This window comes from Kocuria sp. CCUG 69068 (assembly GCF_020833785.1).
GTDB classification, from domain to species: domain Bacteria; phylum Actinomycetota; class Actinomycetes; order Actinomycetales; family Micrococcaceae; genus Kocuria; species Kocuria rosea.
On sequence record NZ_PDDL01000043.1, the window covers coordinates 15,436 to 28,130 of the forward strand.

The window sequence follows — 12,695 nt, forward strand, 5'->3', positions numbered from 1 at the left end:
TGTCAGGCTCCTTAGCGCTTGTTCTTGCCGGTGCGACGACGGCGGACGATGAGCTTGTCGCTCTCCTTGTTGGGGCGGCGGGTGCGGCCCTCGGGCTTGCCGTTCGGGTTGACCGGGTGACGGCCACCGGAGGTCTTGCCCTCGCCACCACCGTGCGGGTGGTCGACGGGGTTCATGACCACACCGCGGACGGTCGGGCGGACGCCCTTCCAGCGGTTGCGGCCGGCCTTGCCCCAGTTGATGTTCGACTGCTCGGCGTTGCCGACCTCGCCGACCGTCGCGCGGCAGCGCACGTCGACGTTGCGGATCTCGCCGGAGGGCAGCCGGAGCTGGCCGTACTTGCCCTCCTTGGCGACGAGCTGCACCGACGCGCCGGCGGAGCGGGCGAGCTTGGCGCCGCCGCCCGGACGGAGCTCGACGGCGTGGATCACGGTGCCGACGGGGATGTTGCGCAGCGGCAGGTTGTTGCCGGGCTTGATGTCGGCGCCGGGGCCCGACTCGACGACGTCGCCCTGGGACAGCTTGTTCGGCGCGATGATGTAGCGCTTGGAGCCGTCCACGAAGTGCAGCAGCGCGATGCGCGCCGTGCGGTTCGGGTCGTACTCGATGTGCGCGACCTTGGCGTCGACGCCGTCCTTGTCGTGGCGACGGAAGTCGATGACGCGGTACTGGCGCTTGTGCCCGCCACCCTTGTGCCGGGTGGTGATGCGGCCGGTGTTGTTCCGCCCGCCCTTCTTGGGCAGCGGCCGGACCAGCGACTTCTCGGGGGTCGTGCGCGTGATTTCTGCGAAGTCGGCAACGGAGGAGCCGCGACGGCCCGGGGTTGTCGGCTTGTGCTTACGGATAGCCATGTGTCAGTTCCTCGTTAAAGTGGTCTCCGCTCAGGCGAGCGGACCGCCGAAGATGTCGATGGTGCCTTCCTTGAGGGTCACAACGGCACGCTTGGTGCCCTTGCGCTGACCCCAGCCGAAGCGCGTGCGCTTCCGCTTCCCGGCACGGTTGATGGTGTTCACGGACTCGACCTTGACGCCGAAGATCTGCTCGACGGCGTACTTGATCTGGGTCTTGTTCGAGTCGGGCGCCACGAAGAACGTGTAGCGGCCCTCGTCGATGAGCCCGTAGGACTTCTCGGAGACGACCGGCGCGATGATGACGTCCCGGGGGTCCTTGATGGTGGTCGCGCTCACTTGGCGTCCTCCTGCTTCTTCTTGCTGGCGGCCGCCACGAAGGACTCGAACGCGTCCTTGGTGAAGACCACGTCGTCGGAGACCAGCACGTCGTACGTGTTGAGCTGGTCCGCGTAGAGGGTGTGCACGTCGTCGAGGTTGCGCACCGACAGCGCGGCCACGTCGTCCGAGCGGTGCAGGACGACCAGCAGGTTCTTGCGGTCGGAGAGCCCGCGCAGCGTCGCCTGGGCGGCCTTCGTGTTGGGGACGGTGCCCTCGACGAGTGCCTCCACGACGTGGATGCGGTTGTTGCGCGCCCGGTCCGAGAGGGCTCCGCGCAGGGCGGCGGCCTTCATCTTCTTGGGGGTGCGCTGGCTGTAGTCGCGCGGGGTCGGGCCGTGCACCACGCCGCCGCCGGTCATGTGCGGAGCGCGGATCGAGCCCTGGCGCGCGCGGCCGGTGCCCTTCTGCTTGAAGGGCTTGCGGCCGGCGCCGGAGACCTCGGCGCGGCTCTTGGTCTTGTGCGTGCCCTGGCGGGCCGCGGCCAGCTGAGCGACGACGACCTGGTGCAGCAGGGGCACGTTGGTCTGGACGTCGAAGATCTCGGCGGGCAGGTCGACGTTGACGGTCTGAGTTGCCATGGTCTGATCAGGCTCCCTTCACTGCGGTGCGGACGAGGACGACCGAACCCTTGGGGCCCGGCAGGGCGCCCTTGATGAGCAGCAGGGAGTTCTCGGCGTCCACGGCGTGAACGGTGAGGTTCTGCGTCGTGTGACGGACGGCGCCCATGCGGCCCGCCATGCGCATGCCCTTGAACACGCGAGCGGGGTAGGACGCGCCGCCGATGGATCCCGGCTTGCGGTGGTTCTTGTGGGCACCGTGGGAGGCGCCGACGCCGGAGAAGCCGTGACGCTTCATCACACCGGCCGTGCCCTTGCCCTTGGTCTTGCCGATCACGTCGACCTTCTGGCCGGCCTCGAAGAGCTCGACGGAGAGCTCCTGGCCCAGCTCGTAGGTGTCGGCGTCGGCCGTGCGCAGCTCCACGACGTGGCGGCGCGGCGTGACGCCGGCCTTCTCGAAGTGGCCGGCCAGCGGCTGGGTGACCTTGCGGGGGTCGATCGCACCGAACCCGATCTGGACGGCCGAGTAGCCGTCACGGTCCTGGTTGCGCAGCTGGGTCACGACGTTGGAGTCCGCCTTGACGACGGTCACCGGCACGAACTTCCCGTTCTCGTCCCAGACCTGGGTCATGCCGAGCTTCGTGCCCAGCAGGCCCTTCACCTGGCGTTCGAAAGTGGTAGTCATTGGGATGCGATCCTCTTTACAGCTTGATTTCGATGTTCACGTCAGCCGGCAGGTCGAGGCGCATGAGCGAGTCGACGGCCTTCGGCGTGGGGTCGATGATGTCGATCAGCCGCTTGTGCGTGCGCATCTCGAAGTGCTCACGGCTGTCCTTGTACTTGTGCGGCGAGCGGATGACGCAGTACACGTTCTTCTCCGTGGGCAGCGGCACGGGGCCGACCACCGTGGCGCCTGCGCGCGTCACCGTCTCAACGATCTTCCGGGCCGAGACGTCGATGACCTCGTGGTCATAAGACTTCAGCCGGATGCGGATTTTCTGTCCCGCCATGGCGTCGTGACTCTCTTTCTTGAACGATCTTCCCTGTGACGGAGCCGAGGGCTCCTTGTGCATGGCGCCACCTGGTGGGCGCCCCTCCACGCAGACTGAATCCGGAAGGATCCGGGTTCCTCACCCTGCTGGAGCTCCGACCCCCGAACTCGGGCGTGTCGTCCCGTGCTGGCACGGGGGCACACCGATTCCGTTTCTCGGGGCGGGCTGTATGTGGTCCGCGCGTGGCAGCTTCCAGGAACTGCTGACCCCGGTTCTGCTTCGGAACCCGATGGTGTCCTGGGGTCTGCCGGTTCGAACCGTTGGGAGCACGCGTCGGCGCTTGAACAACGTCCTCCATCCTGCCAGAGATGGCAGACCGGTGCAAACGCACGGCCGGGGGCAGGCCGTGCGCAACCGTGCCGGAACCGTGAGCCGACCGCGACCGGCGCCGGCACCCGCGGTCGTATCCTGGCTTCGTCCGCACCCCGACGTCCCAGGAGATGGGTCCCATGCTGTCCACCGCGAGACTGGTCGCGATCGTCCCCGTCCGGGAGCTCGACCGCGCCCGCCGGTTCTACCAGGAGACGCTGGGGCTCTCCCCCGCCGACGCCCCCGAGCCGGACAGCGTCCTGTTCAGCGAGGACGGGCACACCGGCCTGCAGCTGCTGCTGCGCCCGGACGCGCCGGCGTCCGGGCTGACGCAGGTCAGCTTCGAGGTCCCCGACGTCGAGGCCGCGGTCCGGGAGCTCGAGGGCCGGGGCGTGCGCTTCGAGGACTACGACCTGCCCGGCCTGCGCACCGTCGACCACGTCCTCACCGCCGACGGGATGCGCGCGGCGTGGTTCACTGACTCCGAGGGCAACGTCCTGTGCCTGCACCAGCTCACCGGCTGAACCCCGTCGTGGTTGCCCCGGAACGCACGGAACCCCCCGCCGCTGCAGGAGCGACGGGGGGTTCTGCGCAGATCGGCAGTCCGGGGACTACTTGATGATCTTGGTGACGCGGCCGGAGCCCACGGTGCGGCCACCCTCACGGATGGCGAAGCCGAGGCCCTCCTCCATGGCGATCGGCTGGATCAGCGCGACCGTCATCTCGGTGTTGTCGCCGGGCATGACCATCTCGGTGCCCTCGGGCAGCGTGATGACGCCGGTGACGTCGGTGGTCCGGAAGTAGAACTGCGGACGGTAGTTCGAGTAGAACGGGTTGTGACGCCCGCCCTCCTCCTTGGAGAGGATGTAGACGTTGGCCTCGAAGTCGGTGTGCGGGGTGATGGAACCCGGCTTGCACACGACCTGGCCGCGCTCGACGTCGTCACGCTTGAGACCGCGCAGCAGCAGGCCGCAGTTCTCGCCCGCCATGGCCTCGTCCATCTGCTTGTGGAACATCTCGATGCCGGTGACCGTGGTCTTCTGGACCGGACGGATGCCGACGATCTCGACCTCGGAGTTGATCGGCAGCGTGCCGCGCTCGGCACGGCCGGTCACCACGGTGCCGCGACCGGTGATGGTGAAGACGTCCTCGATGGGCATGAGGAACGGCTTGTCCATCTCACGGATGGGGTCGGGCACGTTCTCGTCGACGGCCTCCATGAGCTCCTCGACCTTGGCGACCCACTCCGGGTCGCCCTCGAGGGCCTTCAGCGCCGAGACGCGGACGACCGGCGCGTTGTCGCCGTCGAAGCCCTGGTCGGAGAGGAGCTCGCGCACCTCCATCTCGACGAGGTCCAGCAGCTCCTCGTCGTCGACCATGTCGGACTTGTTCAGGGCCACCAGCAGGTAGGGCACGCCCACCTGGCGGGCGAGCAGCACGTGCTCGCGGGTCTGGGCCATGGGGCCGTCCGTGGCGGCGACCACGAGGATGGCGCCGTCCATCTGCGCCGCACCGGTGATCATGTTCTTGACGTAGTCCGCGTGACCCGGGGCGTCGACGTGCGCGTAGTGGCGCTTCTCCGTCTGGTACTCGATGTGCGCGATGTTGATGGTGATGCCGCGCTGCTTCTCCTCCGGAGCGGAGTCGATGGCACCGAAGTCGCGCTGCTCGTTCAGGTCCGGGTACTTGTCGGCCAGGACCTTGGAGATGGCAGCCGTGAGCGTCGTCTTGCCGTGGTCGACGTGGCCGATGGTGCCGATGTTGACGTGCGGCTTGGTGCGCTCGAACTTGGCCTTCGCCATGGTTGTTCCTCCTAGAACATTTGTCGAAACTTGCTCAGCACTACCCCACCGCGTGTTTCCGGGGGGAGCTTGAGGCGCTCAGCAGTACTGAAACCTCTGCAAGTCTACTTTGGCTGTGCGTGATTGATGAAATTCCCGGCCGGGGCCGAGGGGTGGTGCCTACTCGCCGCGGTTCTTCTGGACGATCTCCTCGGCGACGGCCTTGGGGACCTCCGAGTAGCTGTCGAACCGCATCGAGTACACGGCGCGGCCCTGGGTCTTGGACCGGAGGTCGCCGATGTAGCCGAACATCTCGGACAGCGGGACGAGGGCGTTGACCAGCTTGATGCCGCTCACGTCCTCCATCGACTGGATCTGGCCGCGGCGGGAGTTCAGGTCGCCGATGACCTCGCCCATGTACTCCTCTGGGGTGCGCACCTCGACCGCCATGAGCGGCTCGAGGAGGACGGGCTGCGCCTTGCGGGCACCCTCCTTGAACACCATCGAGCCGGCGATCTTGAACGCCATCTCGGAGGAGTCGACGTCGTGGTAGGCGCCGTCGAGCAGGGTGGCCTTGACGCCCACGACCGGGTACCCGGCGAGGACGCCGAGACGCATGGCGTCCTGGATGCCGGCGTCCACGGAGGGGATGTACTCGCGCGGGACGCGGCCGCCGGTGACCTTGTTGTCGAACTCGTAGAGCTCCTCGGCGTCCAGCGGGATCGGCTCGAACGCCATCTGCACCTTGGCGAACTGGCCGGAGCCGCCGGTCTGCTTCTTATGCGTGTAGTCGATCTTCTCGACGGCCTTCTTGATCGTCTCGCGGTAGGCCACCTGCGGCTTGCCGACGTTCGCCTCGACCTTGAACTCGCGCTTCATGCGGTCCACCAGGATGTCCAGGTGGAGCTCGCCCATGCCGCCGATCTCGGTCTGGCCGGTCTCCTCGTTGAGGGACACGGTGAACGTGGGGTCCTCGGCGGAGAGCTTCTGGATCGCGATGGAGAGCTTCTCCTGGTCGCCCTTGGTCTTCGGCTCGATGGCCACCGAGATGACCGGGGCCGGGAAGGACATGGACTCGAGCACGATCGGCTTCTGCAGGTCGCACAGGGTGTCGCCCGTGGTGGTGTCCTTGAGCCCGATCGCGGCGTAGATGTGCCCGGCCTGGACGGTGTCGACCGGGTTCTCCTTGTTGGAGTGCATCTGGAACAGCTTGCCGATGCGCTCCTTCTTGCCCTTGGTGGAGTTGAGCACCTGGTCGCCGTTGGACGCCTTGCCGGAGTACACGCGGATGTAGGTCAGCTGCCCGTAGAACGGGTGGTTGGCCACCTTGAAGGCGAGCGCGGAGAACGGCGCGGTCGAGTCGACCGGGCGGGAGAGGATCTCCTCCTCGTTGTTCAGCGCGTGGCCCTCGACGTTCGGGACGTCCAGCGGGGACGGCAGGAAGTCGATGACGGCGTCGAGCATCGGCTGCACGCCGCGGTTCTTGAACGCGGAGCCGCACAGCACGGGGTACGCCTGCGAGGTGATGGTGAGCTTCCGGATGCCGGCCTTGAGCTCCTCGAGGGTGAGCTCCTCGCCGCCCAGGTACTTCTCCATGAGCTCGTCGTCGGCTTCGGCGACGGACTCCACCAGCTGGTTGCGGTACTCCTCGGCCCGCTCCTGCAGGTCGGCGGGGATCTCCTCGATCTCGTACTTGGCGCCGAGGGAGACGTCGCCCTTGGAGTCGCCCGGCCAGACGAAGGCCTTCATGGTGAGCAGGTCGACCACGCCGGTGAACTCGGACTCGGAGCCGATCGGCAGCTGCATGACCAGCGGCTTCGCGCCGAGGCGGTTGATGATGGTGTCGACGGTGAAGTAGAAGTCGGCGCCCAGCTTGTCCATCTTGTTGACGAAGCAGATGCGGGGGACGTCGTACTTGTCGGCCTGGCGCCAGACCGTCTCCGACTGGGGCTCGACGCCCTCCTTGCCGTCGAAGACCGCCACGGCGCCGTCGAGCACGCGCAGGGAGCGCTCGACCTCGACCGTGAAGTCCACGTGGCCCGGGGTGTCGATGATGTTGATCTGGTTGTCGTGCCAGTAGCAGGTCGTCGCGGCGGACGTGATCGTGATGCCGCGCTCCTGCTCCTGCGCCATCCAGTCCATGGTGGAGGCACCATCGTGGGTCTCGCCGATCTTGTGGGAGATACCGGTGTAGAACAGGATGCGTTCGGTGGTGGTGGTCTTCCCGGCATCGATGTGCGCCATGATGCCGATGTTGCGGACCTTCTTGAGGTCGGTAAGCACGTCAAGTGCCACGGTGGTTCCCTTTCGGAGATGGTGCCGGCGGCCTGTCGGCCCGGGTGGGGCCGACAGGCCTGGAAGATTCTACCAGCGGTAGTGGGCGAAGGCCTTGTTGGACTCCGCCATCTTGTGGGTGTCCTCCCGGCGCTTCACGGCGGCACCGAGACCGTTGGACGCGTCCAGGATCTCGTTCTGCAGACGCTCGGTCATGGTGTTCTCACGGCGGATCTTCGAGTAGCCGACGAGCCAGCGCAGGGACAGCGCCTGGGCGCGGCCCGGCTTGACCTCGACGGGCACCTGGTAGGTGGCGCCGCCGACGCGGCGGGACTTCACCTCGAGGGCCGGCTTGACGTTCTCCAGGGCCTTCTTGAGGGTGGCGACGGGGTCGGCACCGGACTTGGCGCGGACACCCTCGAGGGCACCGTAGACGATGCGCTCGGCGGTGGACTTCTTGCCGTCCTGGAGGACCTTGTTGATCAGCTGCGTGACGACCGGGGAGCTGTAGACCGGGTCGACGACGAGCGGGCGCTTGGGAGCGGGACCCTTACGAGGCATTACTTCTTCTCCTTCTTGGCGCCGTAACGGGAACGGGCCTGCTGGCGGCCCTTGACACCCTGGGTGTCGAGCGCGCCGCGGACGATCTTGTAGCGGACACCGGGGAGGTCCTTCACGCGACCGCCGCGGACGAGCACGATGGAGTGCTCCTGCAGGTTGTGGCCCTCACCGGGGATGTAGGCCGTGACCTCCACGCCGCCGTTGAGCTTCACGCGGGCGACCTTGCGCAGCGCGGAGTTCGGCTTCTTGGGGGTGGTGGTGTAGACGCGGGTGCACACGCCGCGCTTCATGGGGCTGCCCTTGAGTGCGGGCGCCTTGGTCTTGACGACCTTCGGGGTCCGGCCCTTGCGGACCAGCTGCTGGATTGTAGGCACAGTGTCTCCTGATCGGACGGGACGCGTCAGCGGCCCGCTGGGTGTTCGGCTCCCCCGCGACCGGCCGGGGCCGGGAGCGGGTGCGGCGCCTGTCGTGGGCCCGACGGGCGGGCACCACGGTCGCCGCGCCGAAGGTAGCTGGGCAGACGAAAAGGATGGCATTTCGGTACACAACGCGTACCGGAGGACCGAGTCCGTTCTGCCATGATTTCTTCGGCCTCCAGGGGCGCGGGCGCCGAGGGATGACCGTTCAATTCCTCGACAGCCTATCAGACCCCGGCCGGGGCGGGGAAGCGGGGCCGGGCCGGCCCCGCTCAGCGCCCGGTCGCGGCGAGGTCGGCGGAGATCCTCCGGGCGCACTCGAGCAGGGGCGGCACGACGTCGTCCACGGGGTCACCGGCGCTGGCGCCGGGCATCCCCACGCGCATGGAGACGTTCACGGCCGCGACCACGCGCCCGGTGCCGTCGGTGACGGGGGCGGCGACCGAGCGCAGCCCGACCTCGAGCTCCTGGTCGACGAGCGCCCAGCCCTGGGCGCGGACCCGGCGCAGGTCGGCCTCGAGGGCCGCGCGGTCGGTGAGGGTGTGCTCGGTCAGGCGCTCGATCCGCGCCGTGCGGAAGTACTCGTCGAGCTCCTCCGGGTCCAGCCCGGCCAGCAGCACCCGGCCCATGGACGTGGCGTGGGCGGGGAACCGGGTGCCCACGGCGATCGCCACGGTCATGATCCGGTGCGTGGAGACGCGGGCGACGTAGACGATGTCGGCGCCGTCCAGCACCGAGGCGGACGTGGACTCCTCGACCTGCGCCGAGAGGGTCTCGAGGTGCGGGGCGGCCAGGGCGGGCAGCGGCTGCGAGGAGAGGTAGGAGTAGCCGAGCTGGAGGACCACGGGGGTGAGCTCGAAGAGCCGCCCGTCGGTCCGGACGTAGCCCAGCTCCTCGAGCGTGAGCAGGAACCGGCGCGCGGTGGCGCGGGTCAGCCCGGTGCGCCGGGCCACGTCGCTGAGGGTCATCCGGGGGTGCCGGGCGTCGAAGGCCGTGATCACGCCGAGCCCGCGCGCCAGGGACTGCACGAACTGTCCGGGGGTGCCCCGCTCCCCCGCCGGGACGGTCGGGTCCTGCTCGGTCATCGGTGGCCTCCTGCGGGCCTCGTCCGGGGTGCGGCGGCCGGTGCCGGCCCGCCGCGCCCCGTGAGCGGTGCTGGGCTCAGCGGGCGGGCCGCAGCGGGACGTCGACGATCTGCTGGAGCTCCTCGAAGCTCGTGCCGAAGGTCTCGCGCACCGTCACGCCGTCCTCCTCGAGGAGGAACACGGCCTGGTCGGTGTAGATCCGGGAGACGCAGCCGACGCCGGTGAGCGGCATGGTGCACTGCTCCACGAGCTTGGACCGGCCCTTCTTGGTCAGCAGGGACATCATCACGAAGGTCATCTTCGCACCCGTGGCCAGGTCCATGGCCCCGCCCACGGCGGGGATCGCGTCCGGGCTGCCGGTGTGCCAGTTGGCGAGGTTGCCCGTCCGGTCCACCTGGAAGGCGCCGAGCACGCAGTAGTCCAGGTGCCCGCCGCGCATCATGGCGAAGGAGTCCGCGTGGTGGAAGTAGGAGCAGCCCGGCGTCTCGACCACGGGGATCTTGCCGGCGTTGATGAGGTCGGCGTCGACCTCGTCGCCGTGGGCCTCGGGGCCCATGCCGAGCATCCCGTTCTCGGTGTGCAGGGTGACGTCGTCCTCGGCGCTCAGGTAGTTGGAGACCAGGGTGGGCTGGCCGATGCCGAGGTTGACGTAGGAGCCGGCGGGGATGTCGCGGGCCACCACGCGGGCCAGCTCCTCCGGGGCGAGGGGCGTCTCGGAGGTCCTGGGCACGGTGTCCACGGTGTTCTCGCTCATCTCAGATGTCCTCTCGGGGGTCGGTCTGGGCGGGTGCGTCGATCCGCACGACGGTGTCCACGTATATGCCGGGGGTCACGACGGCCTCGGGGTCCAGCCCGCCGCGCTCCACGAGCTCCGCGACCTGCACGATGGAGGTGGCGGCGGCGGCGGCCATGATCGGGCCGAAGTTGCGGGCCGTCTTGCGGTAGACGAGGTTGCCGGCCCGGTCGGCGACGTGCGCCTTGGTCAGCGAGAAGTCGGCCTTGATGGGGTGCTCGAGCACGTAGTGGCGGCCGTCGATCTCGCGGACCTCCTTGCCCTCCGCGAGCAGGGTGCCGTAGCCGGTGGGGGTGAAGAACCCCCCGATGCCGGCGCCGGCGGCGCGGATCCGCTCGGCGAGGTTGCCCTGGGGGACGACCTCGAGCTCGATCTGCCCGGCGCGGTACTTCTCGTCGAAGTGCCAGGAGTCGGACTGGCGCGGGAAGGAGCAGATGATCCTCCGCACGCGGCCGAGCTGGATCAGCCGGGCCAGGCCAACGTCGCCGTTGCCGGCGTTGTTGTTCACGACCGTCAGGTCGGTGGCCCCGTGCTCGATGAGCGCGTCGATCAGCTCGACGGGCTGGCCGGCCACGCCGAAGCCGCCGATCATGACGACGGCGCCGTCGTGGATCGGGGCCACGGCCTGCGCGCAGCTCTCTGCGATGTTCAGCATGCGTTGTGCCTTCCTTCGGTGGTCTTCTCCGCCCGGGTCCCGCGCGGGTCTCAGGCGTTCTGGTTCTCGAGCACGACGGCGAGGCCCTGGCCCACGCCGATGCAGATGGCCGCCACGCCCCAGCGGGCCCCGGAGGCCTGCAGGGACTTCGCGAGCGTGCCGAGGATGCGGGTGCCCGACGCCCCGAGGGGGTGGCCGATGGCGATGGCGCCGCCGTGCCGGTTGACGATCGCGGGGTCGATCCCCCACGCGTCGACGCAGGCGAGGGACTGGGCCGCGAAGGCCTCGTTGAGCTCGACGGCGGCGACGTCCTCCCACGTGATCCCGGCGCGGCGCAGCGCCAGGTTCGCGGCCTCGACCGGGGCGAAGCCGAAGAACTGCGGCTCGTTGGCCGCGGCGGCCCGCCCGGCGATGCGGGCGAGGGGCTGCAGGCCGGTCAGCTCGGCGGCCTTCTCGGAGCCCAGCAGCGCCGCGGAGGCGCCGTCGTTGAGGGGCGAGGCGTTGCCGGCGGTGACGGTGCCGCCCTGGTCCGCGGGGCGGAAGACGGTCTTGAGCCCGCCCAGCTTCTCGACCGTCGAGGACGCACGGACGGACTCGTCCCGGGTCAGCTCGGTGCCGGGGACCGGGACGGTGAGGTCGTCGTAGAAGCCCTCGTCCCACGCCTGCTGGGTGAGCTGGTGGGAGCGGAACGCGAACTCGTCCATCCGCTCGCGGGTGATGCCGTGGCGCTCGGCGAGCTGCTCGGTGGCCTCGCCCAGGGACACGGTCCACTCCGGGTTCATCGCCGGGTTCACGAGGCGCCAGCCCAGCGTGGTGGAGGCGAGGGTCAGGTCGCCGGCCGGGTAGGGCTTCTCCGTCTTCGGGAGCACCCAGGGGGCCCGGCTCATGGACTCGACGCCGCCGACGAGCATCAGGTCGGCCTCGCCGGCGTTGATCTGCCGGGACGCGATGATCGCGGCGTCCAGGGACGACCCGCACAGGCGGTTGACGGTGGTGCCGGGGAGCTCGACGGGCAGGCCGGCCAGCAGCGTGCCCATGCGGGCGACGTTGCGGTTCTCCTCGCCGGCGCCGTTGGCGTTGCCGAGGATCACCTCGTCGATCGCGGCGGGGTCCAGCGCGGACGCGCGCCGGACCTGCTCGCCGATCACCAGGGCGGCCAGGTCGTCGGGGCGCACGCCCGCCAGGGCGCCGCCGAAGCGGCCGAAGGGGGTCCGCACGGCGTCGTAGATGTAGGCCTCGGTCATGGTGTTCCTCACTTGCGTCGTTGCACGTCGGTCACGGGGTGCCGGAATGGGGTGGTCGGAGGGCCGGCAGGTCAGGGGGCCGGGGGCGCCGCGGAGTCCTCGGCGTCGAGGGCGTCGAGGACCTGCTTGGCGTGCTTGAAGGCGTTGTTGGCGGAGGGCACGGAGAGGTAGATCGCCGACTGGAGCAGGATCTCCTTGATCTCGTCCCGCTCCAGGCCGTTGCGCAGGGCGGCGCGCACGTGCATCTCGAACTCCTCCCAGTGCCCGGCGGCGATCAGCGCGGTCAGGGTCACGGCGCTGCGCATCCGCCGGTCCAGTCCCGGCCGGGTCCAGATCTCGCCCCACGCGTAGCGGGAGATGAAGTCCTGGAACTCGGCGGTGAAGGCGTCCTTGCCGGCCTCGGCGCGGTCCACGTGGGCGTCGGAGAGCACCTCGCGGCGCACGGCCATGCCGTCCGCGTGGGCCTCCTGCTCGGTGCGCCGGGGGTTGCCGCTCATGCTCGTGCTCCTTCGTGGTGGGGTGGGTGGGCGCCGATGTGCTCCTCCAGCAGGCGTGCCACGTCCTGCGGGGCCTCGGCGGGCACGAGGTGGCCCGCGCCCTCGACGACCACGAGGCGGCCGCCGGTCGCCCCGGCCAGCTCCGCCACGGCGTCGGGCGGCGTGGCGGCGTCCTGCGCGCCGACCACGGCGAGCACGGGGACGTCGAAGGCGCCGAGGCGCCCGGTCGCGTCGAAGCCCGC

16 protein-coding genes are annotated in these 12,695 nt (G+C 69.4%); 1 reads left to right on the forward strand and 15 read right to left on the reverse strand.

What is annotated here, in order from left to right; translation table 11 throughout:
* Positions 1–11: 11 nt before the first annotated feature.
* The 5 genes from rplB to rpsJ are packed head-to-tail and all read right to left on the reverse strand — an operon-like array spanning position 12 to position 2,796.
* The gene (gene rplB / locus CRM73_RS10070; protein WP_017833299.1) at positions 12–851 is read right to left on the reverse strand and encodes a 50S ribosomal protein L2; all 840 of its coding nucleotides are present in this window, start codon (positions 849–851) and stop codon (positions 12–14) included.
* 30 nt (positions 852–881) lie between these two features.
* Positions 882–1,187, reverse strand: a complete 306-nt coding sequence (gene rplW, locus CRM73_RS10075; protein ID WP_017833298.1) for a 50S ribosomal protein L23 — start codon at positions 1,185–1,187, stop codon at positions 882–884.
* Complete coding sequence (rplD, locus tag CRM73_RS10080) at positions 1,184–1,807, reverse strand: 50S ribosomal protein L4 (protein ID WP_229587581.1); 624 nt, start codon at positions 1,805–1,807, stop codon at positions 1,184–1,186. The genes rplW and rplD overlap by 4 nt, the downstream gene beginning before the upstream one ends.
* A 7-nt stretch (positions 1,808–1,814) precedes the next feature.
* On the reverse strand, positions 1,815–2,471 hold the full coding sequence (gene rplC, locus CRM73_RS10085) for a 50S ribosomal protein L3 (RefSeq protein WP_017833296.1): 657 nt from the start codon (positions 2,469–2,471) through the stop codon (positions 1,815–1,817).
* Positions 2,472–2,487: 16 nt separating this feature from the next.
* Positions 2,488–2,796, reverse strand: coding sequence for a 30S ribosomal protein S10 (gene rpsJ / locus CRM73_RS10090; RefSeq protein ID WP_003803825.1), 309 nt, complete (start codon positions 2,794–2,796; stop codon positions 2,488–2,490).
* 491 nt (positions 2,797–3,287) lie between these two features.
* Here rpsJ and CRM73_RS10095 point away from each other — a divergent pair, with 491 nt between their 5' ends.
* Complete coding sequence (locus tag CRM73_RS10095) at positions 3,288–3,671, forward strand: VOC family protein (protein WP_095650583.1); 384 nt, start codon at positions 3,288–3,290, stop codon at positions 3,669–3,671.
* Between the two features lie 87 nt (positions 3,672–3,758).
* Here CRM73_RS10095 and tuf read toward each other — a convergent pair whose 3' ends face one another.
* From tuf to CRM73_RS10145, 10 genes are all read right to left on the reverse strand, one after another.
* Complete coding sequence (gene tuf, locus CRM73_RS10100; protein WP_017833294.1) at positions 3,759–4,949, reverse strand: elongation factor Tu; 1,191 nt, start codon at positions 4,947–4,949, stop codon at positions 3,759–3,761.
* A 159-nt stretch (positions 4,950–5,108) separates the two neighbouring features.
* Positions 5,109–7,223 (reverse strand): elongation factor G, encoded by a 2,115-nt coding sequence (gene fusA, locus CRM73_RS10105; RefSeq protein WP_031282946.1) that lies wholly within the window; start codon positions 7,221–7,223, stop codon positions 5,109–5,111.
* A 69-nt stretch (positions 7,224–7,292) separates the two neighbouring features.
* Entirely contained in the window at positions 7,293–7,763 is a 471-nt protein-coding gene (gene rpsG / locus CRM73_RS10110; RefSeq protein WP_017833292.1) for a 30S ribosomal protein S7, read from the reverse strand.
* On the reverse strand, positions 7,763–8,137 hold the full coding sequence (gene rpsL / locus CRM73_RS10115; protein WP_017833291.1) for a 30S ribosomal protein S12: 375 nt from the start codon (positions 8,135–8,137) through the stop codon (positions 7,763–7,765). Before rpsL ends, rpsG begins: the two co-directional genes overlap by 1 nt.
* A gap of 314 nt (positions 8,138–8,451) precedes the next feature.
* A complete protein-coding gene (locus tag CRM73_RS10120; RefSeq protein ID WP_035924877.1) occupies positions 8,452–9,264 on the reverse strand; it encodes an IclR family transcriptional regulator in 813 nt (270 codons plus the stop codon).
* A 76-nt stretch (positions 9,265–9,340) separates the two neighbouring features.
* Complete coding sequence (locus tag CRM73_RS10125) at positions 9,341–10,018, reverse strand: 3-oxoacid CoA-transferase subunit B (RefSeq protein WP_095650585.1); 678 nt, start codon at positions 10,016–10,018, stop codon at positions 9,341–9,343.
* 1 nt (position 10,019) lies between these two features.
* The gene (locus CRM73_RS10130) at positions 10,020–10,712 is read right to left on the reverse strand and encodes a 3-oxoacid CoA-transferase subunit A (RefSeq protein WP_017833288.1); all 693 of its coding nucleotides are present in this window, start codon (positions 10,710–10,712) and stop codon (positions 10,020–10,022) included.
* A 50-nt stretch (positions 10,713–10,762) separates the two neighbouring features.
* Positions 10,763–11,956 carry a thiolase family protein gene (locus CRM73_RS10135; protein ID WP_017833287.1) on the reverse strand — a complete coding sequence of 398 codons (1,194 nt, stop codon included), beginning with the start codon at positions 11,954–11,956 and terminating at the stop codon, positions 10,763–10,765.
* Positions 11,957–12,027: 71 nt separating this feature from the next.
* Positions 12,028–12,453: a 4-carboxymuconolactone decarboxylase gene (gene pcaC, locus CRM73_RS10140; protein ID WP_035924888.1), complete on the reverse strand. Its 426-nt coding sequence runs from the start codon at positions 12,451–12,453 to the stop codon at positions 12,028–12,030.
* A partial coding sequence (locus CRM73_RS10145; protein WP_229587583.1) for an alpha/beta fold hydrolase occupies positions 12,450–12,695 on the reverse strand: 246 nt, incomplete at its 5' end. The genes pcaC and CRM73_RS10145, both read right to left, overlap by 4 nt.